This is a genomic window from Pseudobacter ginsenosidimutans, from assembly GCF_007970185.1.
Lineage (GTDB): Bacteria > Bacteroidota > Bacteroidia > Chitinophagales > Chitinophagaceae > Pseudobacter > Pseudobacter ginsenosidimutans.
This window is the reverse complement of sequence record NZ_CP042431.1, coordinates 5,160,824-5,185,147: the sequence shown is the minus strand read 5'-3', so window position 1 is coordinate 5,185,147 and position 24,324 is coordinate 5,160,824. Positions and strand designations below refer to the sequence as shown.

25 protein-coding genes are annotated in these 24,324 nt (G+C 47.8%); 15 read left to right on the top strand and 10 right to left on the bottom strand.

Annotation, left to right across the window (positions count from 1 at the left end):
- Positions 1-48: 48 nt before the first annotated feature.
- The gene (locus FSB84_RS20415; protein ID WP_158644026.1) at positions 49-1,551 is read right to left on the bottom strand and encodes a flavin-containing monooxygenase; all 1,503 of its coding nucleotides are present in this window, start codon (positions 1,549-1,551) and stop codon (positions 49-51) included.
- A gap of 162 nt (positions 1,552-1,713) precedes the next feature.
- Between FSB84_RS20415 and FSB84_RS20410 the strand changes: the two genes are divergently transcribed.
- The 7 genes from FSB84_RS20410 to FSB84_RS20380 all read left to right on the top strand — a co-directional run bounded on the left by FSB84_RS20410 (position 1,714) and on the right by FSB84_RS20380 (position 5,528).
- Positions 1,714-2,307, top strand: coding sequence for a YdeI/OmpD-associated family protein (locus FSB84_RS20410; protein ID WP_130539729.1), 594 nt, complete (start codon positions 1,714-1,716; stop codon positions 2,305-2,307).
- Positions 2,308-2,344: 37 nt separating this feature from the next.
- Positions 2,345-2,713: a helix-turn-helix domain-containing protein gene (locus FSB84_RS20405; RefSeq protein WP_207234197.1), complete on the top strand. Its 369-nt coding sequence runs from the start codon at positions 2,345-2,347 to the stop codon at positions 2,711-2,713.
- 83 nt (positions 2,714-2,796) lie between these two features.
- On the top strand, positions 2,797-3,552 hold the full coding sequence (locus FSB84_RS20400) for an SDR family oxidoreductase (RefSeq protein WP_130539728.1): 756 nt from the start codon (positions 2,797-2,799) through the stop codon (positions 3,550-3,552).
- Between the two features lie 84 nt (positions 3,553-3,636).
- Complete coding sequence (locus tag FSB84_RS20395) at positions 3,637-3,987, top strand: DoxX family protein (protein ID WP_130539727.1); 351 nt, start codon at positions 3,637-3,639, stop codon at positions 3,985-3,987.
- Between the two features lie 116 nt (positions 3,988-4,103).
- Positions 4,104-4,427, top strand: a complete 324-nt coding sequence (locus FSB84_RS20390) for an ArsR/SmtB family transcription factor (protein ID WP_127127702.1) — start codon at positions 4,104-4,106, stop codon at positions 4,425-4,427.
- A gap of 5 nt (positions 4,428-4,432) precedes the next feature.
- Complete coding sequence (locus tag FSB84_RS20385; RefSeq protein WP_130539726.1) at positions 4,433-4,909, top strand: SRPBCC family protein; 477 nt, start codon at positions 4,433-4,435, stop codon at positions 4,907-4,909.
- Positions 4,910-4,958: 49 nt separating this feature from the next.
- Positions 4,959-5,528, top strand: a complete 570-nt coding sequence (locus tag FSB84_RS20380) for a DUF4256 domain-containing protein (protein WP_130539725.1) — start codon at positions 4,959-4,961, stop codon at positions 5,526-5,528.
- Positions 5,529-5,538: 10 nt separating this feature from the next.
- Here FSB84_RS20380 and dapB read toward each other — a convergent pair whose 3' ends face one another.
- A complete protein-coding gene (dapB, locus tag FSB84_RS20375) occupies positions 5,539-6,339 on the bottom strand; it encodes a 4-hydroxy-tetrahydrodipicolinate reductase (RefSeq protein WP_130539724.1) in 801 nt (266 codons plus the stop codon).
- A 24-nt stretch (positions 6,340-6,363) separates the two neighbouring features.
- The gene (locus tag FSB84_RS20370) at positions 6,364-6,906 is read right to left on the bottom strand and encodes a dihydrofolate reductase family protein (RefSeq protein WP_130539723.1); all 543 of its coding nucleotides are present in this window, start codon (positions 6,904-6,906) and stop codon (positions 6,364-6,366) included.
- Between the two features lie 74 nt (positions 6,907-6,980).
- On the opposite strand from FSB84_RS20370, the gene FSB84_RS20365 reads away from it, so the two are divergent.
- The 4 genes from FSB84_RS20365 (at position 6,981) to FSB84_RS20350 (ending at position 12,466) form a co-directional block, all read left to right on the top strand.
- Positions 6,981-7,481 (top strand): DUF4268 domain-containing protein, encoded by a 501-nt coding sequence (locus FSB84_RS20365; RefSeq protein ID WP_225979838.1) that lies wholly within the window; start codon positions 6,981-6,983, stop codon positions 7,479-7,481.
- A 105-nt stretch (positions 7,482-7,586) separates the two neighbouring features.
- The gene (locus FSB84_RS20360) at positions 7,587-9,332 is read left to right on the top strand and encodes a histidine kinase (protein ID WP_130539722.1); all 1,746 of its coding nucleotides are present in this window, start codon (positions 7,587-7,589) and stop codon (positions 9,330-9,332) included.
- Between the two features lie 11 nt (positions 9,333-9,343).
- Entirely contained in the window at positions 9,344-10,102 is a 759-nt protein-coding gene (locus FSB84_RS20355) for a LytR/AlgR family response regulator transcription factor (RefSeq protein ID WP_130539721.1), read from the top strand.
- Between the two features lie 27 nt (positions 10,103-10,129).
- Positions 10,130-12,466: an ATP-binding protein gene (locus FSB84_RS20350; protein ID WP_130539720.1), complete on the top strand. Its 2,337-nt coding sequence runs from the start codon at positions 10,130-10,132 to the stop codon at positions 12,464-12,466.
- 43 nt (positions 12,467-12,509) lie between these two features.
- On the opposite strand, the gene murB is transcribed toward FSB84_RS20350, so the two are convergent.
- A complete protein-coding gene (gene murB, locus FSB84_RS20345; RefSeq protein WP_130539719.1) occupies positions 12,510-13,526 on the bottom strand; it encodes a UDP-N-acetylmuramate dehydrogenase in 1,017 nt (338 codons plus the stop codon).
- Between the two features lie 31 nt (positions 13,527-13,557).
- On the opposite strand from murB, the gene FSB84_RS20340 reads away from it, so the two are divergent.
- A complete protein-coding gene (locus FSB84_RS20340; protein WP_130539718.1) occupies positions 13,558-14,214 on the top strand; it encodes an NAD(P)H-binding protein in 657 nt (218 codons plus the stop codon).
- Between the two features lies 1 nt (position 14,215).
- Here the strand turns inward: FSB84_RS20340 and priA are convergent, their stop codons facing one another.
- The 3 genes from priA to FSB84_RS20325 form a co-directional block, all read right to left on the bottom strand.
- The gene (priA, locus tag FSB84_RS20335; protein ID WP_225979837.1) at positions 14,216-16,666 is read right to left on the bottom strand and encodes a replication restart helicase PriA; all 2,451 of its coding nucleotides are present in this window, start codon (positions 16,664-16,666) and stop codon (positions 14,216-14,218) included.
- A gap of 77 nt (positions 16,667-16,743) precedes the next feature.
- Positions 16,744-17,532 (bottom strand): lysophospholipid acyltransferase family protein, encoded by a 789-nt coding sequence (locus FSB84_RS20330; protein ID WP_130539716.1) that lies wholly within the window; start codon positions 17,530-17,532, stop codon positions 16,744-16,746.
- Positions 17,533-17,607: 75 nt separating this feature from the next.
- Positions 17,608-18,099 carry a DUF4258 domain-containing protein gene (locus FSB84_RS20325; RefSeq protein ID WP_130539715.1) on the bottom strand — a complete coding sequence of 164 codons (492 nt, stop codon included), beginning with the start codon at positions 18,097-18,099 and terminating at the stop codon, positions 17,608-17,610.
- 58 nt (positions 18,100-18,157) lie between these two features.
- Between FSB84_RS20325 and mtaB the strand changes: the two genes are divergently transcribed.
- Together mtaB and FSB84_RS20315 are read left to right on the top strand one after the other, a co-directional pair.
- Positions 18,158-19,432: a tRNA (N(6)-L-threonylcarbamoyladenosine(37)-C(2))-methylthiotransferase MtaB gene (gene mtaB, locus FSB84_RS20320; RefSeq protein WP_130539714.1), complete on the top strand. Its 1,275-nt coding sequence runs from the start codon at positions 18,158-18,160 to the stop codon at positions 19,430-19,432.
- Between the two features lie 49 nt (positions 19,433-19,481).
- Entirely contained in the window at positions 19,482-19,772 is a 291-nt protein-coding gene (locus FSB84_RS20315; RefSeq protein WP_130539713.1) for a hypothetical protein, read from the top strand.
- Here the strand turns inward: FSB84_RS20315 and FSB84_RS20310 are convergent.
- Entirely contained in the window at positions 19,769-20,341 is a 573-nt protein-coding gene (locus FSB84_RS20310) for a YdcF family protein (RefSeq protein ID WP_130539712.1), read from the bottom strand. The two genes, FSB84_RS20315 and FSB84_RS20310, sit on opposite strands and share 4 nt — an antisense overlap.
- Positions 20,342-20,830: 489 nt before the next feature.
- Between FSB84_RS20310 and FSB84_RS20305 the strand changes: the two genes are divergently transcribed.
- Positions 20,831-22,255 (top strand): response regulator, encoded by a 1,425-nt coding sequence (locus FSB84_RS20305; RefSeq protein ID WP_130539711.1) that lies wholly within the window; start codon positions 20,831-20,833, stop codon positions 22,253-22,255.
- A gap of 8 nt (positions 22,256-22,263) precedes the next feature.
- On the opposite strand, the gene FSB84_RS20300 is transcribed toward FSB84_RS20305, so the two are convergent.
- Together FSB84_RS20300 and FSB84_RS20295 are read right to left on the bottom strand one after the other, a co-directional pair.
- Positions 22,264-22,686 carry a response regulator gene (locus tag FSB84_RS20300; protein WP_130539710.1) on the bottom strand — a complete coding sequence of 141 codons (423 nt, stop codon included), beginning with the start codon at positions 22,684-22,686 and terminating at the stop codon, positions 22,264-22,266.
- Entirely contained in the window at positions 22,683-24,221 is a 1,539-nt protein-coding gene (locus tag FSB84_RS20295; protein WP_130539709.1) for a sensor histidine kinase, read from the bottom strand. Before FSB84_RS20295 ends, FSB84_RS20300 begins: the two co-directional genes overlap by 4 nt.
- Positions 24,222-24,324 lie beyond the last annotated feature (103 nt).

The window sequence follows — 24,324 nt, the reverse complement described above, 5'->3', positions numbered from 1 at the left end:
TCAGTTTGCCGGCAGTCGCTGGTTTTTCTCTCAGTACACCACCAATATTTAATAGAACTGATACTCCGGTTCTGTTTTCATCTCTTTTACAATCGTGTTCCCCTTCCCGCGCAGCAATTGGTGATAATCCTTCGGATTGATCGGCTTCAAATATTCAAAGGGCGATAAGCTTAATTTCCTTTTCAATCCCATATCCCGCATCAGCAGATCAAGATGCTGATAATTGAACGGCGCAATACAGGTTCCGCTGAACTCCGAAGCAATAGGACGACTATCGCTTCTCCATTTTTCCATATGGTCCATATCCTTGTTCATCGCTTCCTGTGAAGGCAATGCCAGTTTCTGTTCCGCATAACGAACCAACCAGTTAGCGGCAACCTCCGACGTGAGCGTGGTGAACAGGCTCGAATTGAATCCCACAAATCCAAGCTGCGGCACCTGCGGGTTGATGATATTCCTGAACAAACGGTATTGTCCGTTCTGTCCGATAATGAATTGTTTGTAGGCAGGTTCCAGGAAAGGAAGCTCCTGTGTAAAGCCTGTACCAAAAACAACCAGGTCCGGCTGGATCGTTTCTCCATTGCTGAGCATCACGTTCTTCCCTTCCATTTTAGCAATGGTGGTCTGTTTCGCATTGATGAGCCCGGATCTCACTTTCTCATAAAACCCTTCCGGCGCAACGCCAAGGCTGCAACTGATCTGGTCTTCGATCCTGTGTTTCGGCACCATACCACAGGCTTTCAACTTGAACTGCATTTTCAGCAATGCTTCCAGTCCTCTCCATTGCGCCCATACCAATGGCCTGCCGATGGAATGCAGGAGCTTTTGCCCGATCGATTTGCGCGGTGCGCTGAAGAAAGCCTCCGACAATCTGGAGAACAACAGGAATCGCATATTCACTTTATTTCCGAAATAACGCGGCACTTTCCACTGCGCTTTGCGATAGAGCAAAGTGCAAACTGCTGCATTGCCGGCCGCCGTGGTAGCAATATCCGTAGCCGATTTCGCAAAGCCGACTACTGCAACTTTTTTTCCTTTCAGGATGTTTGCATCCTTCACCTGGCTTGAATGCAGTATCTCTCCTCCAGCCTGTAAAAAGCTCTCACTGCCGGCAACAGCCGGAATGTATGGCTTATGGAAAGTACCTGTGCAAATAGCTACAAAATCGAATCGCATGTATTTATCTTCTGCTGTTTTCAGGTCCGTTAACTGCATATGCCAGGCGCCGTCGCGAAAGCTGAGGGCGTTCACCCGTACATTGAACCAGATATGCGGGAAAACGCGGAATCTTTTCGCATATCCTTCCAGGTAGGCCTGCACCTGTTCTCCCGAAGGCCATAAGGGATAACCTGCCGGCATCGGATAATCAGAGAAAGCGTATTCATCCCTGGTGGTTTGTGTTGCCACACCAACATAGGAGCGGCTCTTCTCCCATACTCCGCCTGCGCTGGCCGCTTTTTCGAGCACAGTAACCTGGTATCCTTTCTCGATGAACGCTTTTGCTGTGGCGAGGCCGCTGATGCCGGCCCCGATAATGCCGATATGTTTCATGGAATCTGTTTTAATTGTTGCACCAAAGCTAACCAGGACCCTTGGTTCCCTTTCCCACCGGTTAATGGTTGAGGACTGTTGCTTAACGGAAGACATAGACGGCTAAACGGGATACCATTCATTTTCACTAATTTTAATCACCACCTTTTAAAACACCACTTTATGGCAAAAAGCAAAACCATCTCCGCCGCTGACGATTTCTTCGCCAATGCTGAAGCATGGCAGGATGAATTCGAACAACTGAGAGCGATCCTGCTGGATTGCCAGCTCGACGAAGAACTGAAATGGGGACAGGCCTGCTATACATACCAGAACAAGAATATCGTACTGATACATGGTTTCAAGGAATATTGCGCCCTGCTCTTCTTCAAAGGCGCTCTGCTCAATGATCCCAATGGCATCCTGGTACAACAATCGGAAAATGTACAGAGCGCCCGGCAGATCCGTTTCACCAATGCGAAACAGATCACCAGAATGAAAGCCGCACTAAAAGCCTATGTATATGAAGCCATCGAAGTGGAAAGGGCCGGATTGAAAGTAAAATTGAAAAAGGTGGAGGAATACCCTGTTGTGGAAGAATTCCAGAAAAAGCTCAACAGCAAACCCGCACTCAAAAAGGCTTTCGAAGCATTGACGCCCGGCCGCCAGAGAGGATACCTGCTTTATTTCTCTTCGGCAAAACAATCCAAAACCCGTGCTGAAAGAGTGGAAAAATGTACAAAACTCATCCTTGCCGGCAAGGGGCTGAACGATTAGCAACAGTAGAATTTGATCATCCGAATCAATGATGCCTATGGAAAAGAATAAGATCAGAAGAAGCACTGAAATAGCAACCAGGTATTTCGATTTTCTGGACCAGCATATTGATGATGTTGTGAACGGAGATGTGTCCGACTTTTTCGAATTGAACCGGATTGCCCGTGAACTGACCATATCACACAAACATCTCACGGATATCATCAAAACAGAGAAAGGGCACCACCCCTGTCATTTTTATGATGCAAAGATCATCAGCAAAGCACAGGAATTGCTGACCACATCCGATCTGTCCATTGCTCAGATTGCCATGAAACTGACCTACGACCCTTCCAATTTTTCAAAGTTCTTCAAAAAATGGACTGGCTTCACACCTGGTGAATACAGGAATGAAAAACAGAAATAGTGATCCGGTAAAAAATCCGAAAAGTTCACCATAATAAACCTGTTTGCATCATTGACCTTCGTATCCAACTTAAAAAGGATTCTATGGCAAATAACAATGTAAACGGGAAAGTGGTCTTAATTGCAGGTGGCGCCAAAAACCTTGGCGGATTACTGAGCAGGAATTTTGCAGCAAAAGGAGCCAGACTGGTGATCCATTATAACAGTGCCGGCACGCAACCCGATGCGGAAAAAACGTTGGCAGCTGTGCAGGCGGCAGGAGCAGAAGCTTTCCTGTTCCAGGGCGATCTAACCAGGCCGGGAAATATCATCACACTCTTCGATGCAGCTACTTCAAGGTTTGGTGGTATTGATATCGCCATCAACACAGTTGGCAAGGTTTTGAAAAAACCAATTGCAGATACTACCGAAGCAGAATACGACAGCATGAGCGATATCAACTCGAAAGCCGCGTACTTCTTCATCCAGGAAGCCGGAAAGAAACTGAATGATAATGGGAAGATCTGCACCATCGTAACTTCGCTGCTGGCTGCCTATACAGGACTGTACTCTACTTACGAAGGGATGAAAGCACCCGTAGAGCATTTCACCAGGGCAGCTTCCAAGGAATTCGGCAGCAGGGGAATTTCAGTAACGGCAGTTGCACCCGGGCCGATGGACACGCCATTCTTTTATGGACAGGAAAGTGAAGATGCCGTTGCCTATCACAAATCAGCGTCTGCGCTTGGCGGACTGACAGATATAAAGGATATCGCGCCGCTGGTGGAGTTCCTGGTCACCGATGGCTGGTGGATCACCGGGCAGACCATTTTCGCAAACGGAGGTTATACTACAAGATAAGAACTTCGTATACGCAGAAAGAAAATGAGAAGCTTTAACCGGCTTCCCATTTTCTTTTTTTTAAAATGATAAATCGATACAACTATGATCCTGAAAATCATCAACGCAGTACTGATACTTATTGCCGTTTTCATGGGATTCAAACAGGGATATGCCATGTTCTCGGGCAAACCGGAAATGCTGCAAATGTTCAGCAAATGGGGATTTGGCAGGAATGGTGTAATGATCAATGGCGCCATTACCATCATTGCAGCCTTGCTGATCCTGTTTCCCAAAACTTTCGTTTGGGGTAATTTCCTGATGGCCGCCGGGATCTTACTGATCATCTGTTTTCAACTGCTGGATAAAGACCTCAAAGGTGCAGCCATTGAACTGCCTTTCCTCCTGCTCAATCTGGTGATCCTCTTCCTGCAGCATCCTTTGAAAAAGGATTGATCGCCATCCTCCCGGCCTGCTTCTTCCAGGCGATTTTCCCCTCCTCGAAAATATTTTTTGCAATTTTTCTTTGCGCAATCATTTGACTGCATATATTTGCAGTCAAATAGCTGCAAATGGAATTAAGAAGAGACGTTTTCCAGGCCATTGCCGACCCCACCCGCAGGGCCATCATCACTTTACTGGCAGTAAGCGCCATGACGCCCGGCGCCATTGCTGAAAATTTCGACTCCTCCCGTCAGACCATTTCGAAACATATTCAGATCCTCACCGAATGTGAACTGGTAAAACAGGAACAGAACGGCAGGGAGATATTCTATCATTTAAACCCTAAAAAGATGAAAGAGATTGCAGATTTTATCGAGCCTTTCCGGAATCTTTGGGATGATCGATTCAACAAACTGGAATCGATCATGAAAAAATATAAAACTAAAAAATAGAAATCATGGAAAGAAAGACACAGGTACACGCTGAAGAAGGTAAACAATACCTCACCATCACCAGGGAATTTGAGATACCCGTTGACCTTTTGTTCCAGGCCCATACCGATCCTGAGATCATTACACAATGGATGGGCACAAAAGTATTGAAATTCGAAGCCAAACAACATGGCGGCTTTGCTTTTGAAACCTCCGACCCACAAGGGAATGTATTGTTCCAGGGCAATGGCGTATTCCATGAATTTGTACCGAATGAACGCCTGGTCCGCACCTTTCAGATGATGAGTGAAGGCTTTGATGCACAACTGGAATTCTTCACCTTTGAAGCGCTGGATGAAGACAACAGCAAGCTCACCATGTTTGTGGTTTACAAAACTCCTGAGCACCGCGAAAACCAGCTGAAGCTTCCTTTCAGGCAGGGTCTAAACTGGGCGCATGCAGAACTGGAAAAAGTAGCGAAACAATTGAAAGCAGCCCGCTAAAACCCGGCACCATTTTTCTTGCTATCAACTAACTATAAAAAGCAGTGATATGAGCAAATCCACCACAAAGAAATTATCCGCAGCAGAACAACAGGAACTGCTGCAAACATTGAAAGCACGTTTCGATAAGAATATGAAACGCCACAAAGGCATCGCCTGGAACGATGTACAGGCTAAGCTGGAATCGGGCCCGGCAGCCCTGCGTACACTCAATGAGATGGAGATCACCGGCGGAGAACCGGATGTGGTGGGATTTGACAAGAAAGCCGGAGAATATATTTTCTTTGATTGTTCTGCAGAAACACCCAAAGGCAGGAGAAGCATTTGTTTCGATGGAGAAGCACTAGCAGCCCGCAAACAACATAAGCCGGACGATAGCGCCGTGGAAATGGCCAAAGCCATTGGTATTGAAATATTATCTGAGGAAGAGTATCGTCAGTTGCAGGAACTGGGTGAATTCGATCTTAAAACCTCCAGTTGGATCCAGACACCTGCAAAGATCAGGAAGCTTGGTGGAGCCTTGTTCTGTGACAGAAGATATGATACTGTTTTCGTGTATCATAACGGAGCTGATTCATATTATGGGGCGAGAGGATTCAGGGGAAGCTTTAGGGTGTAGTTGAACCAAATTAAAAATCCATAACAGTATCGAGCCCACGTCGGAGTCCCTTGAAGGTTCCGACTTTTTCTATAGCAAGGAGGGCGCCTTTCACGTAAGGCGTAGCGCTTGCGCCTGCATCGTGCCGGATGGTCAGCTTTTCATCCTTCAATCCGAAAATGGTTTCAACCGCAATTACAAAACCGGGAAGCCTTACAGAATGTACACGTACGCCATCCAGGCTGGCACCGCGACTTTCTTTGTCACCAACAAGTTTTTCATCCGGAACGTGAACAGTTGGTTTTTGTACTTTTGACAACCGGTGCGCCAGCTCCCTGGCAGTTCCGCTGGGACTATCTATCTTATCTTCCTGTGCATAATCGATGATCTCGAAATCTGATATATACTTCGCAGCCATTTCAGCAAATTTTTGCAGCAGTACTACTGTTATGGAAAAATTCCCCACAGCCAGTACAGAGGCATTGTTCTTATTGGCTGCCTGCTCTATTTCTGCATAATCATCATTGGAAAGTCCGGAAGTACCTACAACAACATTCTTCCCTTTGCCCAATGCTGCCATGATATTCTTCTTCCCGATCTCCGGACTGGTATAATCCACCAGCACATCAAAGTAGATAGCGGCCAGAGCAGTATCTATATGATCAAATACCGGGATCTCACCAGTAGACAACCCCAGTACAGCAGCCAGGTCCTCTCCCTTGTGTTTCCTCGATAAAGCCCCAACCAATTGCAGTTTATCACTCGCTGCAACAGCTTTGCTTAAAGCGGAGCCGGCCCATCCGGTGGCTCCTGCAATAAAAACTCTGATCATAGCATTATCAGTTTAGTTATCTGATTACAGTGTTTCATAGATCAGCTGCACCACTCCTGACCTGAACACTTTTGTATCTATCAGTTTCAGCTTCACCCGCTCCTTCAGGTTCTCAAACAAAGGCTTGCCGCTTCCTAACGCTACCGGATGTACGGAAACCCTGTACACATCGATCAATCCCAGATCAATGAAAGTTTTGATCAGGCCGGCTCCCCCATACAACCAGATATCTTTCCCTTCCTCCTTTTTGATGGCATCTACAATAGCGGCAATATCGCCGGAAACAAAACTGGCTTTATCATCCTTCCTCTCCTGCCTGGAAAAAACGAACTTTGTCTTTGCATGTACATTTTTCCATAATTCCAGTTCCGCTTTGCCGGCATTTGCATCCGGCTGGTAATTTCCCCAGGCATCGTAGCTCACCCTGCCATAGAATATGGTATCGATGCCAGACAGGAATCCCGTGAAGTCCATATCATCATCCATAATGCACCAGTCGATCTCGCCATTGGGACCTTCAATGAAACCATCCAGTGTAACCGCTAAATCCAATACTATTTTTTTCATGATATGATTTGTTAGGGTATAACAAAGCTAATACTCTCCATTGTTCGGATTGTGGAAAAAAGAACAGGCTAAAAATGGGAACACTGTATGCTGTATCTTGCAGCTTTCTGCTACCCATGTATACGAGAGAAGAAATATCGAAGATCAAACAATCCTTCTGGGCTGCATTCGGCAGCTACATGAAGCCCATCCAGTCGGCCGATGGTCTGCCTGTTACCTGGCTCAATTACAAGACCGGCGTGAATGGCATCAGCTTCAAAATGGATGCAGACCGCGATCATGCCATCATCCTCATCTCCCTCTCCCATAAGGATCCTGAAACCAGACAATCACATTACCAGCAATTCAATCAGCTCCAGCCCATGCTATGGGAAGTATTGAAAGAAGACGACTGGACCTGGAAAGAAAATGAAATGGACTGGTTCGGAAAAACCACCAGCTCCATCAGCAAGATGCTCGAAAATGTAAATGTGCTCAGGCAATCTGACTGGCCCGCAATCATCTCCTTCCTCAAACCACGCATCATTGCCCTGGACGAATTCTGGAGCATGACAAAGCCGGCTTTTGAACAATAAGCTACAAAACCTGCCTCCTCATCCGTTAACTCAAATGCCTCATCCGTAAAGTCAGGCGCCACATTCATTCCTTCAATCGGCATCTTTGTGCAAAGCCCCGCTTGAATGAGGATCTCTTTTATTCATGGTTTCTGTCTCCTGCTTGCGCTAGGCTGCTGCTTACCGTTATTGAGGGCGCAGCAGACCAGTCAGTGCGACAGCTGGGCCACCACCCTGGCCAATAAAAAAGGAACGGTCACTGCGCTCTGGGACGATATCGAACCATTCATTTACATGAACAAAGCCGGGCAACTTTCCGGAGTGGAATATGAGATCATGGAAAGCCTGAAATCATACCTGCAACTGAAATACAAGATCGGGCTGGAGATCCGCTGGATGCGGGCAGGCAGCTTCCACAATATTTTCAGCAGGGTGAAAGAAAGTAATTGCAGCGGGCTCTTCGGCTGGTCCTATTATTCCATTACTCCCGAAAGGAAAAAAGAAGTGCAGTTCACCATGCCCTATATGCCGGATGTGAATGTGCTGGTCACCAACAACCTGGAACCCATGTATGCCAGCCCTAAAGAATTCACCGGACGTCTCCGCGATATGCACGCATTCACACAACCGCAAACCACCATGGAAGAGGATGTGATGATGCTGCGCAACAATTTCTACCCCAGGCTGCCTCTCTCCTACGCCAAAGATGATTACGAGATCATGAAGGCTGTTGCCAACCATAATAACAGTTTCGGTTATGTGCCATTGTCTGTTTACATTGTTGCATTACAAAAAGATATTCGTGTAAAACGGCAACAGGTGCTGAGCAGCCACCGGCAAGGATTTGCGGCCGTGATGCCGATCAGCTCGGACTGGAAGCCTGTGATGGACGAATATTTTTCTTCGCCACTTTTCAGAATGAAGGCAGGCGCCATCATTGCAAAATATCTCGGCACGGAAGTGAAGGACCTTGTGTTTGAAGACAGCCTGTTGATGAACGGCCCTGCTGCATCGGACCTCGTATCGCTGGAAAAAGAGATCGTCACCAAAAGGCTGATGGACACCGTTGTTGAAGTACAGCAACAGGGCGCACTGCGCAATATCCTCATCATCCTTTTCGGCTCGGGCGTGCTGATGAGTGCTGTGCTCTACAGCCGTTTCCGAACAAGACAGAAACTCAACGCCCAACTGGAACAGCAGAAGCAACAGATAGAACAAATGAACCAGTTGCTGAAGATGAAGATCCTGCAAGCCAGGCTCAACCCGCATTTCCTGTTCAACTCGCTCAATTCGATCCAGTATTTTATTGCCGGGGGCGATAAAAAAGTGTCGTTGCAATACATCAGCCGCTTTGCCGCCTTCCTCCGCAAAGTGATCAACTATGGCGATGAGCTCAGCATTCAGGTGCAGGACGAAGCCAGTCTCCTGCGCGAATACCTCTGGCTGGAGCATTGCCGCTTCTTCGACAAATTCGATTATGAGATCACCGTGCATCCATCAGCCAGCCAGGCCAGCATCCTGCCTTTCCTGACGCATTCACTGGTGGAAAGTGCACTGTACAAAGGCATACTGCACCTCAATAACGGGCATAAGGGAAAACTGGACATTGAATTCCTGGGTGAAGCAGATTCTCTGGTGGTGAAGATATCCGACAATGGCTGCAACCGCACCATCAGTCAAATAGTGGAAAACAGGAAAGAGCATGTTAACGGTGATGAACAAATGCTGATGCGGAGGATTGAACTTTTCAATGCGCACAATCAACGGAAGATAACCGCCAGCGCGGCAGACAATCATCAGTCCGGTGAACAGCACCGGCATGTGGCCACGCTGGAAATACCACAACCTTTATTCGATCTGAACCAAACTTAACAACCTTAATTATGAAATACCAGGCAATCATCGTGGAAGATGAACAACTGAACCGCGATTTCCTGCTGAACCTTTTACAGGAATTTTGTCCGCATATCGAAGTAGTGGCCACAGCTGCCTCCGTAAACGAAGCCGTGGCCGCCATCAGGGCACATGATCCGCAGATCATTTTCCTGGACATAGAGCTGCAGACAGCCACCGGCTTCGATGTACTGGAACTGGTGCGAGACACAAAATTCGAGATCATCTTCACCACCGCTTACGATCATTACGCTATCAAAGCAATCCGCTTCAGCGCCATCGACTACCTGCTGAAGCCCATCAATTATGAAGAGCTTACGCGCGCCGTGAGCAAGGCCATTGAATCATTGAAAGTAAAACAACAGGACGATCGCCTGGAATTGCTCATGCGCAATGTGCGCATCCCATCGGGAGATGATTTTTCCATCAGCCTGTCTACAGCAGAAGGCATCGAATATATTCCATTGCAGCAGATCAGTTACCTGGAGGCAAAAGGTCCATACACCACTTTCTTCCTGAAAAGCGGAAATCATATGATCGTGTGCAAACATTTGAAAGAATACGAAATGATGCTGACCGAGCATGGCTTTTTCCGGTTACACAATTCCTATATGGTAAATATGAAAGAAGTGAAAAAAATGATACGTGCAGACGGAGGTTATGCCGTGATGAACAACGATGCCATGATCGCCATCTCACCCAGGAAGAAAGATGAATTCCTGCAACTGATGAGCCGGCGGCTGGTGTAAGCATCCTTCAACTTTATCCCATTCAAGATGTCTAACGCGAACCATATTCTGGAACAACAATTCAGGCTGCTGCAGCAGGAGAACGAAATGCTGCGCAGTGGCCGGTTTCCGCATACCAATGCTGTGAATGTGCCCGAAGAGCTCCGTCCGGTTTTCAATGTGGCGGAAGGAACCGTACGGGAATATTTCAGGGATTTCAAAATGGATCCCGGCTGCGGCACCATCGAGATCAACGACCAGCGCTATGTGCTGGTGCGCGCCTCCGCCTTTTCCAAAGGCTTCCTGGAAACGATACAGGGGTTGTATGCAGACAAAGGCCCCAGCGAAGCCTTCGCCATCGGCCGTAATTTCCTTTTCGACTATGCGCATGTGATAGGTACCCATGATGCCCGTGACTTCCACCAGAAGATGAACCTCACTGATCCCATCGCGCGACTCTCCGCCGGTCCTGTTCATTTCGCCTGGTCCGGCTGGGCTTTCGTGAACATTCATCCTGAAAGCAATCCCAGTCCTGATGACGATTTCCTGTTATTGTATGATCACCCCTATTCCTTTGAAGCAGATAGCTGGATCCGTGCAGGTGCAATAAGCAAGGAACCTGTATGCGTTATGAATTCCGGTTACTCCTCCGGCTGGTGTGAAGAAAGTTTCGGACTACCGCTTACCGCCGTTGAAGTGAGCTGTATTGCCAAAGGCGATGCCAAATGCAGTTTCGTGATGGCGCCGCCACACCGCATACAGGAACACCTGGAAAAAATAAACAGTAAGAAAAAATATGCTTCGCGAAAACAGTACAATATTCCCACACTCTTTGAAAGGAAAAAAGTAGAAGAAGAAATGGAAAGATCGAAAGCCCTGGCAGAAGAATCAGCCAAAGCAAAAGATGATTTCGTTGCCAATATGAGCCATGAGCTGAGAACGCCACTGGGCGCCATTCTCGGCTTTGCAGACCTCTTGCAGAAAACCGATCTCGATCCCGTGCAGCAGGAATACCTCGAAGCCATCCACACTTCAGGAAAGAGCTTACTGAGCATCATCAATGATATCCTCGATCTCTCCAAACTCGATGCCGGCAAATTCATCATTGAATCCGTTCCCTTCAGCATACCCGAACTGATGCATTCCATCCAGGTGATGTTCTCGCCCAGAGCGGCAGGCAAAGAGCTCCGCCTCAGCTGCAGCGCCGATCTCAGCATCAATTACCAGGTGACCGGCGATCCCATGCGCCTCACGCAGATCCTGGTGAACCTGATCGGCAATGCCATCAAGTTCACGGACAATGGCAGCGTGGACGTGAACTGCATCGTCAGCCGCGAAGACCATGATTCACTCGAGCTGCATTTCACCGTGCGCGATACAGGCATCGGCATCGAACCAGAAAAGATACACAGCATCTTCGATCGCTTCACGCAGGCTGAATCACATATCACACGACAGTACGGCGGCACAGGACTGGGACTGGCCATCACCAAACAACTGATAGAATTGCAGGGAGGGAATATCCGCGTTAAAAGTGAAATGAACAGGGGAACAGAATTCCATTTTATGATCCCCTACAAAAAAGCACAGGAGCAGCTGCATCCAACACATACGCCATCCAATGGCGCCCCCCGCTCCTTCGGCAGTTTCCGCAGGATCTTGATTGTGGAAGATAACCTGATCAACCAAAAACTCACCTCTACTATCCTGCATCACAATGGCTTCGAGGTCAGCATCGCGAAGAATGGCAGAAAGGCCATAGACTTACTGAAGGAATCAGGATTCGATCTTATCCTCATGGATATTCAGATGCCAGTACTCGATGGCTACCGCACCACACAACTGGTCCGCGACGAGCTCCATATCGGCACTCCCATCATCGCCATGACAGCGCATGCGCTTAGTGGTGAACGTGATAAATGCCTCAAAGCAGGTATGAATGATTACCTCGCCAAACCTTTCAGGGAAGCCGATCTGCTGGACAAAATCGCGTATTGGGCATCGTTAGCAGAAGGAAATCATGATTCTACTCATCCCAACTTTAAAAGGATCGATCTCAGTTTCCTGCTGGAACAAACGCGCAACAACAAAACTTTTATCCGGGAAATGATCCGCATCTTCCTGAAACAATATCCCAAAGACAGGGAAAAACTGAAAAACGCGATTTCGAAACAAGATTACAGGCAGATCTATAAAACGGTGCATGCGCTGCGGAATACAGTGGGATTGTTCGGGCTTTCGTCCTCTATCGGCAATCCCTTACTGGAAATGGAAAAGCTGGCGCTCGCCAATGAAAAAGTGGAGAATATTCAGCAACTGCACAACAAAGTGTTGCCGCTATTCGAAGAAGCTGTAAGAGAGCTGGAATTGTTTAAGGATAATTAGAGAGCTGTCAGTGGCTCACCTCCCGGCGAGTGACCGGGCACACTCAGACAATATTCACCTCGCGTTCCAATACAACACCGAAGCGCTCTTGCACACTGTCCATAATTTCTGTGCTGAGTTCATAGATTTCAGCGCCACTTGCATTTCCATAATTCACCAGCACCAGCGCCTGTTTCTCGTGGCAACCGGCATCGCCTCTTCTGAAACCTTTCCAGCCGCATTGCTCTATCAGCCAGCCGGCGGCTAATTTCACTGAGCCATCGGGGTTAGCATACCCAACGATACCGGGGAAATTCTGTTTCAGTTGTTCGTACTGTGTAGCAGGCACAGAAGGATTCTTGAAGAAGCTGCCTGCATTACCAATCTTTGCAGGATCCGGTAATTTCGAGCTCCTGATATGGATCACCGCATCAGCAATGGCGCGGATGCTGAGTTCTTTCACGCCCATTCTTTCCAGTTCCTGTTCAATTGCGCCGTAGCTGGTATTGAATTTCGGTGTTTTATTCAGGCGATAGGTCACATTGAGGATCACGAACTGGTCCCTGTAACGACCTTTGAACACACTTTCGCGATAGCCGAATTCACAATCGTTATTGGTAAAGGTTACTACCTTTTTGTCTTTGAGATGGAAGGCTTCCAGCTCTTCAAACACATCCCTGATCTCCACTCCGTAGGCGCCGATATTCTGCATGGGGCTGGCACCAACATTACCCGGGATGAGCGAAAGGTTTTCAAGTCCGGCCCAGTTCCTTCCGATGGAATACTGCACAAACTGATTCCAGTTTTCGCCAGCGCCTGCTTTCACATAGTAATGCGTGTCGGTTTCACTTACCAGTTCGATCCCCATCAGCTCATTCTTCATCACCAGGCCATCGAAGTTGCGCGTCAACAAAATATTACTTCCACCTCCCAGCACAAGTTTTGCAAGACTTCCATCGTCAGACAAGGCCGTCAGCTCCTGTAATGTATCAAGAGTTCCAAATGTGGAAAATTGACGGGCTCTTGCATCGATACCCATAGTGTTGTATTGCCTGAGTGAAATATTTTCCTGAATTTGCATATAGCTGTGTTACCCGCAAAATAACGAAATTATGCACACACAAACAGCGGTCGTATTAGGCGCCACAGGCATGGTAGGCGGATTATTGGTGCAGCAGTTGCTGCAGAATGATCTGTTCAGCGCCGTTCGTATCCTTGTAAGGAAGCCTGTTTCCATGCAGCATCCCAAGCTGGAAGTGAAACAGGTGAAATTCGATGATGCTGAAAGCTTCAATGATGGCCTCGGCAAAGCCGATTCCATTTTCTGCTGCGTGGGCACTACACAGAAAAAAGTGAAAAACGATAAGTCCGCATACCGGAAAGTGGATTATGATATTCCTGTAACGGCTGCACAGCTGGCACTGAAGAACGGTTTCAGAAAATACCTGCTTGTATCGGCCGTTGGCGCCAATCCCAATTCAGCCAATTTCTATTTACAACTCAAAGGTTCAGTGGAAGAGGATATCAGTTCTTTACCATTCGAGAGTACGCATATCTTCCGGCCTTCACTGCTGATGGGCAATCGAAATGAAAAAAGGACAGGCGAGAATATCGCACAGGTGGTGATGCCACTCATCTCCTGGACCATGATCGGTCCCCTGCGTAAATTCAGGCCCATCACCGGCGAAAAAGTGGCCAGGTCCATGATGAACGCAGCCCTCTCTCCCCTTACGGGCCTGCACGTTTACCAATATGATCAGATGAAATGATTTACTGCGTGTCCACATCGGGAATGATCACCACGCTGCGGAATCGTTTGTCGTAATGCAATACTGCTATCTGGTCCTGTATCTGTTGTTTGCACTGCTGGATCAGGGCTGAATCTTTCGGTAGTTTGAACATCAGCTCCATGAGGTATTGATTGCGTATACGGTTCACAACCGGCTCTGCCGGACCTATCATGTATTGCCCGTATTGCGGTTTCAAATATTCGGCCAGTTGCCTGGCAGCACCGTCCACCAGCTCTTTCGATTTGTTGCGGAATGTAAGTAAGATGATGCGCGAGAAAGGCGGATAAAAGAATTGTCTTCTCGCTTCGATCTCTGTATTGAAGAATGCAGGATAATTGTGCTGTTGCACATAATGCAAAACAGGATGCGCCATCTGTGCCACCTGGATCATTACATGGCCTTCTCCGTCTTTCCGTCCTGCCCTTCCGCTCACCTGTTCCATTAGTTGAAATGCGCGTTCATTCACGCGAAAGTCAGCAAAGCTCAGGAGACTGTCAGCATCCAGCACGCCAACAAGATTCACATTCTCGAAATCAAGTCCTTTCACCACCATCTGTGTTCCAACGAGTACCTGTATGCGCTGTTGCTCAAATTGCTGGATGAGGTTATCGTGGGCAGTCTTGCCGCGCACACTGTCAACATCCATCCGCGCCACTTTCACGCCGGGCAGTTGCTCTTCCACATGCTCTTCGATCTTTTCCGTACCAAAATTCTGTTGCAGGAAATGGTGATTGCCGCATGCCTGGCAGGTGTAGACGATCGGATACACGGTGCCGCAATAATGGCAATGCAGTTTATTGGTGTTCTTATGGAAATTGAGGCTTACATCGCAGAACTTGCAATGCGGTATCCAGCCACAGGTCTGGCAAACCTGGTAAGGACTGTAACCGCGCCGGTTCTGGAACAGGATCACCTGTTTGCCTGCGTCCAGCGACCGTTGAATGGCCGCCTTGAGGTCGGGCGTGAGGATCACTTTCTCTTTGTTCAGTTTTGGTATTTTCTTGATGTCCACCAATTCAATGGTAGGCATCTTCACTCCACCGAAACGTTCTGCCAGTTCTACGAAACCGTATTTCTGTTGCTGCGCATTGTAATAACTTTCCACGGAAGGTGTGGCGCTTCCCAGCAGTACTTTTGCTTTGAAGAGGGAGGCATAATATATCGCTGCATCACGCGCATTGTATCGCGGCGCAGGTTCCTGTTGTTTGAAACTGGGATCATGTTCTTCATCTATCACTATCAATCCGAGATCTGTGAAGGGAAGGAAGATGGATGAACGGGCGCCGAGAACCACTTTCAATTCTCCGGTCTTTACCTTATTCCATATTTCTATCCGCTCGTTCTGGTTGAACTTGGAGTGATAGATCCCGATATAGCCGCCGAAATGTTTCTGCAATCTGCGGATGATCTGGCTCGTGAGTGCGATCTCGGGAAGCAAATAGAGGACCTGCTTGCCCTGGCGGATGGCATTTTCGATCAGCCTGATATACACCTGCGTTTTTCCGCTGGCCGTTACACCATGCAGCAGGGTCACTGGTTTTTGTTCGAAGCTTTGTTTCACTTTTTCATAAGCTTCTTCCTGTGCCGGAGTAAGTGAGAAGTCTATTTTGATATCTCGTGGAAGATAGAGCAGCCTGTCTATCTGGCGTTTTTCCAGCCAGAGTATATTCTTGTCAACAAGCCCTTTGAGCTGCGCATCGGAAGCCCCGCTTTTTTTCAGCAGTTCCGATTTGGTTACTTCGCCCTGTGTTTTCTGCAGGTGAAGATAGCTGAGCAGCAGCTCCATTTGTTTTTCGGCACGTTGCAGTTTTTTGTCTTCATTCAGCAGATCGGCCAGCGCATCCTCGTTATCGTAAGCTGTGTTCAGCATTACGAAAGTTTCTTTCTTGGGAGCATAGGTTTCTTTCAATGCCTCCCAAACCGAGCAGACCTTTTTTTCGATCAGCCTCTTGATAACGGGATATACATGTGATGAATCCAGCACCTGCTGTACTTCAGGAACCTTGAGTTCTTTTTTGATGAGCAGGGCTTCCGCCACCAGGAATTCATCATGGTCCAGCTGCATGAAATCTTCTCCATATTCTTCATTGAATACGATGGTGGTTTCGCTGCTGAGTTTGAAATGCGAAGGCAGTGCGGCGGCCATCACTTCTCCTTCGGAGCACATATAATACTGGGCGATCCAATGCCAGAGCTGTAACTGTTGGGGATAAACGATGGGCTCCACATCCAGCACATTGAGTATTTCCTTGGGCTCGAAAGCCTGTGGCATTTCATCATGCAGCGTGCGGATCACGCCTGCATATTTCTTGTTCTTACCCAGCACCACTTCCACACGAACGCCGGGCCGAACCTGTTCACGGAACCGTTCAGGTACGCTCCAGGTATAGTTCCTGGGTAAGGCCAATGGTATGATAACTTCAGCAAACAAGATTCAAATGTAAGTCAGAACATCCGGTTTTTAATCAAGGTGTTGGCTGCCGTTCGCCGGAGGCGAACAAATACAGGTCATTCGCCGGATGCGGGCAACTGCGGCACTTCGTGAATCCATGCTGCATTATATTTCCGGAGTGCGTCAGCCATGAGGTTGTACACTTTTTCTTTCAGTGCCTGCACGTCTTTGGTAGTAAGCCCTTCCACCGGAACGGGTTCAAGAAAAACGCTGCGGCTCTTTCCCGGGTTCAGTGAGAAAATACTTTTATAGTGTTGCCTGGCGTAGGTATCCAGGAAGAGAACCGGTTTGATGGGTGTTTGCGTTTCGATGGCGATGCGGAAGGCGCCATCATAAAAACCACGAAGTGGTTCATGCGATTCATTGAATGTGCCTTCGGGGAATATAAAAATGGAAATCCCTTTTCTGATAACTGATTTAAGCACACGCACACTTTTGGCGCGGCCTTCGGCGCTGGACCTGTCAACCGTTACGGCAGCATTCCGGTAAATGAAACCGAATACCGGCACTTTGCTCATTTCGGCTTTGCCAAGAATGCGGATGGGCTGCCGGATGGTTTTTACGATCACGGGGATGTCCAGGTAGGAAATATGATTGGCAACAAAAATATATTGTTGTTTTTTATCATGCGGGAACTGGAAGATATTCCGGTGAATGATCCCGGTGAGGAGGAACCAGGCGTCTGCCCAGAACTGGCAGCAGCGGTAGATGAAATTGCCTCCGCTGATCTTTCCGAAAAAGGATGCTACGATCACTATGGGGAAAACCAGTAGCATCAGCACAACGAAACAGATCGCGGCATAGAGGAAGTAGAGGCCTTTAATGGGTAATAAAAGATACTTCATCAGGGTCGAAAACGTAAATATAATAGATGCGTTCGAATACCTGCAATAAACGGTTTCCTGGATACAGGTTTTAACTTATTTACAATCGCAGGGCCATTCGGTATCGAGATCGATCACGGTGATCACCACCATTCCACGATCGCTGGGTGCGAAGATGATCCGCACTTCCTGACCGTCCTTCGTTTTGCCTTCGAGTGCATATTTGGGATCCGGGCGGGCGGCGGGTTCGCTTTTGCGATCATTGATGCGGCCATTGAGGAGTATATCGCGCACTTCGGCTTCATCTATATGGCGGCAGCCCATGCGGCAGCGGGCATGTTTGGTGAAGATGAGCTTTTCGGTGCGGCGGTTGAATCCTTCCCTGCGATTGGGCTCATCGCTGGGTGGTTTGGAGGGATCCCGGCGGGCGGGATCATTATCCCGCTTGTTATCAGTACGATTATCGCGCTGCTCTTGTCTATTTTTCTCTTTTTCCTGTTTCCCATTATTATTCCTGATAAAAGTGGTTATCAGTACAGCAATGAATACAACCACAGCGATCAGATATTTGTTTTTTCCGGGCTTCATTCAACCTGTTTTGTGCAATTTAACGGCAAAAGATAAACTATCCTATCTTTGCGCCCTGATGGAAACAAAAAGAACAGTAGCGTTTCATACCCTCGGTTGTAAACTCAATTTCTCGGAAACCTCTACCCTGGCGCGTATGCTGGAACAGGATGGCTTCGAGAAACGTGCGTTTGAAGACCTGGCGGACGTGTACGTGATCAATACCTGTTCTGTTACCGAGAATGCCGATAAGGAATGCCGTCACCTTGTACGCCGCATCCAGCGCAAGGCCCCGCAAAGCCTGGTGGTGATCACCGGTTGCTATGCACAGCTGAAGCCCAAAGAGATCGCCGATATCCCGGGGGTAGACCTGGTACTTGGCGCCGCCGAGAAATTCAATATCACTCAACACCTGAAAGAACTTACCAAAGGGAATTCCGCCCTGATCTGCAGCTGCGATATCGAAGATGTGAGCGGATTCAACGCTTCCTATTCAAGCAACGACCGCACCCGTACTTTCATGAAAGTGCAGGACGGCTGTGATTACAACTGCTCTTTTTGCACCATTCCCATGGCCCGCGGCAAAAGCCGGAGCGATAATGTTGACAATGTAGTGAAACACGCCACCCGCCTGGCAACCGAAGGGGTAAAAGAGATAGTACTGACAGGTGTGAACCTGGGCGATTTCGGCAAAGGCGCCGATGGCAACAAAAAACATGAAGAGAATTTCTTCGACCTGGTGAAAGCGCTTGACCAGGTGGAAGGTATTCAACGCTATCGTATCTCCAGCATCGAGCCCAACCTGCTTACCAACGAGATCATCGAACATGTTGCCAACAGCAATAAGTTCATGCCTCATTTCCATATTCCGCTCCAGAGTGGCAGCAATAAGATCCTCGGACTGATGCGCCGCCGCTACAAAAGGGAATTGTATGCAGACCGCGTACAACTGATCAAGACCCTGATGCCGCATTGCGCCATCGGAGTTGACGTGATCGTTGGCTTCCCCGGCGAAACTGAAGCGGATTTCAAAGAAACATTCGACTTCCTCCATTCACTTGACATATCTTACCTCCACGTATTCACGTATTCAGAGAGAGACAATACCAAAGCGCTGGAAATTACACCGGTAGTGCCCATCGAAGTAAGGCACGAACGCAACAAGAGCCTGCGCAATCTCTCCTACATGAAAATGCAGTATTTCACCCAACTTCATGCCGGACAAACACGTAAAGTATTATTCGAGATGTTCGACAAGAACGGCATGATGGAAGGATACACAGACAACTACATAAAAGTGACCACACCCCACCGCGCCGAATGGGCCAACCAGGTGGTGGAATGGAAATTGTAATCCTGCATATAGAACCTTTTCCTGCGATTTACTGTTATAACATTCAGTCATGAAGAAATACCAGGTCACGATACATTTTGAAATGGATGATGATTTTACGTCCCTGGTCCCCTCCCACCGTGTATACATCAATACATTGATCGAGAAAGGGATCATCGATCAGTATGTTGTGAGCATGGAATCGCAGCGTGTATGGATCACATTCACAGCTGAAGACAAGGAAGATGTAGAGGATTATCTTCAGCAATCCCCTCTTTACCGGTACTGGAGTTGTGAGATCGATGAGCTGTTTGTGGTAGACGGCCAGCATTACAGATTACCGGCCGTTCGTCTCAATTAATACACAAGCATATACTTGTAGTAGGCCGGGAATTCCCGGATTAGTCCGACAATATCTTTCCAGAAATAAGCGCGGGAGTGATCTGTAGCTACATTTTCAAATCCGAGTTTCCTTACAATATACCTGCATCGCAGCACATGGAACCAGCTACTCACCACCACGGCTGACCGAAAATGTTCCTGCTGGTCCAGCGTTATGAAATTCCTGGCAGTGAGATAACTGTTGTCGCCTTTATTATCAGTGAAAATATCTTTTGCCGGTACGCCCTGCTCCACTAAATAATTGCGCATGGCATCGCCTTCGGGATAACCGGACTCTCCTATTCCTCCACTCACCATGATCTTTTTTACCTGCTGGTTACGGTAAAGCCTAAGCGCAGCATCCACCCTTCCTTTCAGCCAGGGGCTCAGGCTGCCATCGCTGTAGGCTTCATTGCCGAGCACGATGGCCACATCGGCCTGGGTCTTGAAGTCCTGCAGCCCCACAATAGCAGCCCAGGTACAATGCACCAGCATCCAGAGAAAAATCAAAGAGAAACAGCGTTTGAGTAATCTTACTATCATGAACATGAAGTGTAGGTTCGGCCCTTTGGGGTCCTGTTTAATTTTTGTTTACGATTTTTTTCCCCGGTTACCGCCAGGAATAATCCTTCATTTCCAGGAAGCTTTTTTCCTTCGCCTCAGGTATCCTCCATTGTCTTCAGGACCCCGCCAGCGTTGGTTAAGGGCTGATGGTTTTCTTTCTTGCAGGCTGTATACGAATGAGTTGAAAAGAATTACAACCCCAAGTTTGTAAATCCATATCAGGTATCAAAAAAACGGAAGCAATTTTTTTGTGAAAAAATATCTTAGTACCTTTTTCCGGCAATTGTGAAGCAATTCTCCGACTCAACACCTTATCCTGAGGGGCAATCTATACTCTGACCTCGTATTTCCGTACCTGCCCTTGTGCGGGAATGCGACATTTATTGACAAAAGAAAGAAAACTGAAGGTTAGCAATAACCGTAAATGGCTGCGATGTTACAGGCAACGTTCAACATCCACCACAATTTAGCGCTATGATCAATTCTACGCACCTGCTTCACATCCTCATTATTGAAGATAGTCCGAGCGACTTTTACCTATTCAATGAGTTCCTGAGATTAACACAATTACAAGTTCAGACACTGCATCACGCCAATTCACTGGCAGAAGCCATTCCTATTGTGGACGAATATCAGCCAGACCTTATCTTCCTGGATTTGACGCTGCCAGACAGTGAGGGCATCGAAACCTTCAAACAATTGCACCAGCGCGCTTCCCATATCGGTATCATCGTACTGAGCGGGCTGGATGATAAACAGATTGCGCTGCAAACCATCGCGGAAGGCGCGCAGGATTACCTCATGAAAGGCGAGTACGATGAAAAGCTCCTCTCCAAGGCAATCCAGTACAGTATCGAAAGAAAAAAGATCCTGCAGGCCGTGGTAGAAAATTATGAACGATTCAATACGCTCATCAAAGCCACCAACGATACCATCTGGGAATGGAACCTCAATAACCAGCAGATCACCTGGAATGAAGGCATTACCACTACTTTCGGTTACCCGGCATCGAAAGTAAAGCCAACCACATCCTGGCACCATAAGAATATCCATCCGGACGACCGCGAAAGGGTACTGGACCGCATCGCACGCTGCCTCAGTGATGGGCTTGACCAATGGGAAGATGAATACCGTTATCTCACGGCAGACGGGCAATACAAATTCGTGTATGACCGTGGGTACATCCTTCGCCGCGACCAGAAGCCTTACGGTATGATCGGCGCGATGCTGGATATCACAGAGCGGAAAAGAAAACAGGAAGAACAGATCGAAACACAGAAGCTGATCACCCGCATCACCATACAAACACAGGAACAGGAAAGAAGGGAGATCGGCCTGGAGCTGCACGACAATATCAATCAGATCCTTGCTACTGCCAAACTTTGCGTGGACATGGCCATCAATGAGGATGATATCAGCAAGGAGCTGCTCTATAAAAGTTACGACAGCATCTCCAGGGCCATCAACGAGATCCGTTCTCTTTCCAAGAACCTTGTACCTCCTTCCCTGGGCGATATCGGTCTGAAGGAAGCACTGCTTGAAATGATCGAGAATATGACTGTTTCACCAGGTCTCAGGATCAAGATCAAAGCCAACGACCCGCATGTGGAGAGTTTGAGCAATAACAAAAAGCTCATCATCTACAGGATCGTGCAGGAACAGGTGAACAATATCGTTAAGCACGCAAGGGCCAGCCTGGCGGAGATAGAGCTGAAAACAGATCAGCATTCTACACATCTCGTCATTAAAGACAATGGGATCGGATTTGAGCCGCGGAAAAAAGGCAAAGGTATTGGCTTGCATAATATCCTCAGCCGCGTGGAAATGCAGAACGGCAATATGGAGATCATCAGCAGTCCCGGAGCCGGATGCACCCTGAAGATCGTGATGCCGCTCTGAGCGGCTGATCAGAATTTTTCAGGGAAATACTCCTGCAGTACATCCATCAGCATTTCTGTTGTCAGTGGCTTATTCCTGAACGCCGCGATCATATTATGATTTTTGGCTTTCACTTCATCTTCAGGATTGTAAGAGGTAGTGAGCATCACCACTACAACCCGGGCTTTCTGGTCTGGCGTGAGCTTCTTGTATTCATCCAGGAACTCCCAGCCATCCATGGCCGGCATATTGATATCGAGAAAGATCAGGTCGGGTGATGCCGCTCCATCTTTCTCAACAGGTTCTGCAGTAAGGTAGTCGAGGGCGTCAGTTGCGCTTTGTTCAACCTGAACGGTCTCAGCGCAACTGGCTTCATCGATGATCATCTTGTTCAGAAAATTAGTGGGCTCGTCATCATCGATAAGTAGGATGCAGTTTAATTTACGTTTCATAATCTCTGTGTTTCGGAGATGGTGAAGAAAAAGGTGCAGCCTTCATCAGGCACAGATTCCACCCAGATCTTACCTCCGTGTAGCTCTACAATTTTTTTGCAGTAGGCAAGGCCGATACCTGTTCCTTCGTAATCCGATCTTTTATGCAGTCTTTTGAACAGCACGAAGATCTTCTCATGAAAGGCTGTATTGATGCCTATGCCATTGTCTTTGAATGAAAAGATCCAGGATCCGTTATCTTTTTCAGCTTTCACCATAATTACAGGATCGCTGTTGTTTTTTCTGAATTTGATCGAGTTGCTCACAAGGTTCTGGAACAGTTGTTTCATTTCTGTTTTGTAACCTGTTATCTGCGGCAACGGCTCGGATTGAACCGATGCGTTGGTTTCGCGGATACTCTGGTCCAGATCGTGCAGCACATCCTGCAACAGTTCGTTGCAGCATAGGGTCACCAGCTCTTTTTCCTTACCAAGCCTCGAATAGTCGAGCAGGTTATGGATCAGTACCTTCATGCGGTCAGACGACTGCGAAATATAATCCAGTACCTGATCCGCATTGCTGTCCAGCTGCCCGTAGTACCGCTTACGAAGAAGGTCCACAAAACTGGTGGTTGTCCTCAACGGCTCCTGCAGGTCATGCGAAGCTACGTAAGCAAACGTTTCCAACTCGCGGTTTTTTACTTCCAGCTCTGCCGTTCTCTGTTTTACTTTCCTTTCCAGGGAACTATGGGCTTCGCGGATCTCCATTTCCAGTCTTTTCTTTTCAGACAGGTCGCGGATGGCCGCTGTCAGTATCAGACCTTCTTCAGATTTCATAGGGCTTAAACTGATCTCGATGGGAAATTCGGTGCCGTCTACCCTTTTACCAAAACACTCCACTCTTTCCACCATCGGGCCTGGCTTATTGGTGCCTCCCGACAATTCGCGACCGATATGGAGCAGCCGCTCAAACCTGGAGATCATCAGCATTTCCACATTGTTGGTGATCATTTGCTCTCTTTTGTAACCGAACATTTTTTCGGTTTGAGCATTCACCAGTTGAATGGTGCCGGTATCGTCCATGATCACCATACTGTCGGGCGCAGCTTCCAGCAGATTACGGAATTTCTCCTCTGCTTTTTTCCGTTGATCCACTTCTGCTTCCAGTTGCGAATTGGTCCGCAACGCAAAAGCCTTTGGCAACAGTTTGATCAGGTAGATCACCGTGATCCAGCTGAATACCCCGGTGCAAAAGCGGAACAGGGCATTCAACCTGTAAACCGGGAACCAGAAGGTAACGGCATCGATCAGGTGTGTGGCGCCACAGGCCAGGATAAATCCTGCAAAGAAAAAATAGAGCCTGAAGAACCGCGCATCCTGCCGCCGGGAAATATAGCGTATAATGATCAGCGGTATTGCGAAATACGCAGACCATACCAAAAGATCACTGATAATGAATAACCAGCCATGAAAGTCCGTCCAGTTTCCGCAATGCCAGCGTGGTGGCCAGTCTGATGTATCCAATAGTTTTTCAAAGAATTCGATTACCTGCCGCATAATGGAATGATTGTACCCACCTATGCTGCACCGCACATGCAAGGGCTGTCATAGGATCCGGGGCGATTAAAGTTACAATCCAAATTCCATTTTTTATCAGATC

Coding starts and splice junctions, on each gene's coding strand:
- FSB84_RS20405 (WP_207234197.1), top strand. CDS start 2,345: ATGGAAAAGAATAAGATCAGAAGAAGCACTGAAATAGCAACCAGGTAT.
- FSB84_RS20350 (WP_130539720.1), top strand. CDS start 10,130: ATGTCTAACGCGAACCATATTCTGGAACAACAATTCAGGCTGCTGCAG.
- FSB84_RS20315 (WP_130539713.1), top strand. CDS start 19,482: ATGAAGAAATACCAGGTCACGATACATTTTGAAATGGATGATGATTTT.
- FSB84_RS20310 (WP_130539712.1), bottom strand. CDS start 20,341: ATGTTCATGATAGTAAGATTACTCAAACGCTGTTTCTCTTTGATTTTT.
- FSB84_RS20360 (WP_130539722.1), top strand. CDS start 7,587: ATGAGGATCTCTTTTATTCATGGTTTCTGTCTCCTGCTTGCGCTAGGC.
- murB (WP_130539719.1), bottom strand. CDS start 13,526: ATGCAAATTCAGGAAAATATTTCACTCAGGCAATACAACACTATGGGT.
- FSB84_RS20365 (WP_225979838.1), top strand. CDS start 6,981: ATGGGAACACTGTATGCTGTATCTTGCAGCTTTCTGCTACCCATGTAT.
- FSB84_RS20390 (WP_127127702.1), top strand. CDS start 4,104: ATGGAATTAAGAAGAGACGTTTTCCAGGCCATTGCCGACCCCACCCGC.
- FSB84_RS20305 (WP_130539711.1), top strand. CDS start 20,831: ATGATCAATTCTACGCACCTGCTTCACATCCTCATTATTGAAGATAGT.
- FSB84_RS20300 (WP_130539710.1), bottom strand. CDS start 22,686: ATGAAACGTAAATTAAACTGCATCCTACTTATCGATGATGACGAGCCC.
- FSB84_RS20330 (WP_130539716.1), bottom strand. CDS start 17,532: ATGAAGTATCTTTTATTACCCATTAAAGGCCTCTACTTCCTCTATGCC.
- FSB84_RS20370 (WP_130539723.1), bottom strand. CDS start 6,906: ATGAAAAAAATAGTATTGGATTTAGCGGTTACACTGGATGGTTTCATT.
- FSB84_RS20325 (WP_130539715.1), bottom strand. CDS start 18,099: ATGAAGCCCGGAAAAAACAAATATCTGATCGCTGTGGTTGTATTCATT.
- FSB84_RS20400 (WP_130539728.1), top strand. CDS start 2,797: ATGGCAAATAACAATGTAAACGGGAAAGTGGTCTTAATTGCAGGTGGC.
- FSB84_RS20385 (WP_130539726.1), top strand. CDS start 4,433: ATGGAAAGAAAGACACAGGTACACGCTGAAGAAGGTAAACAATACCTC.
- FSB84_RS20355 (WP_130539721.1), top strand. CDS start 9,344: ATGAAATACCAGGCAATCATCGTGGAAGATGAACAACTGAACCGCGAT.
- dapB (WP_130539724.1), bottom strand. CDS start 6,339: ATGATCAGAGTTTTTATTGCAGGAGCCACCGGATGGGCCGGCTCCGCT.
- FSB84_RS20410 (WP_130539729.1), top strand. CDS start 1,714: ATGGCAAAAAGCAAAACCATCTCCGCCGCTGACGATTTCTTCGCCAAT.
- FSB84_RS20340 (WP_130539718.1), top strand. CDS start 13,558: ATGCACACACAAACAGCGGTCGTATTAGGCGCCACAGGCATGGTAGGC.
- FSB84_RS20380 (WP_130539725.1), top strand. CDS start 4,959: ATGAGCAAATCCACCACAAAGAAATTATCCGCAGCAGAACAACAGGAA.
- mtaB (WP_130539714.1), top strand. CDS start 18,158: ATGGAAACAAAAAGAACAGTAGCGTTTCATACCCTCGGTTGTAAACTC.
- FSB84_RS20395 (WP_130539727.1), top strand. CDS start 3,637: ATGATCCTGAAAATCATCAACGCAGTACTGATACTTATTGCCGTTTTC.
- FSB84_RS20295 (WP_130539709.1), bottom strand. CDS start 24,221: ATGCGGCAGGTAATCGAATTCTTTGAAAAACTATTGGATACATCAGAC.
- FSB84_RS20415 (WP_158644026.1), bottom strand. CDS start 1,551: ATGAAACATATCGGCATTATCGGGGCCGGCATCAGCGGCCTCGCCACA.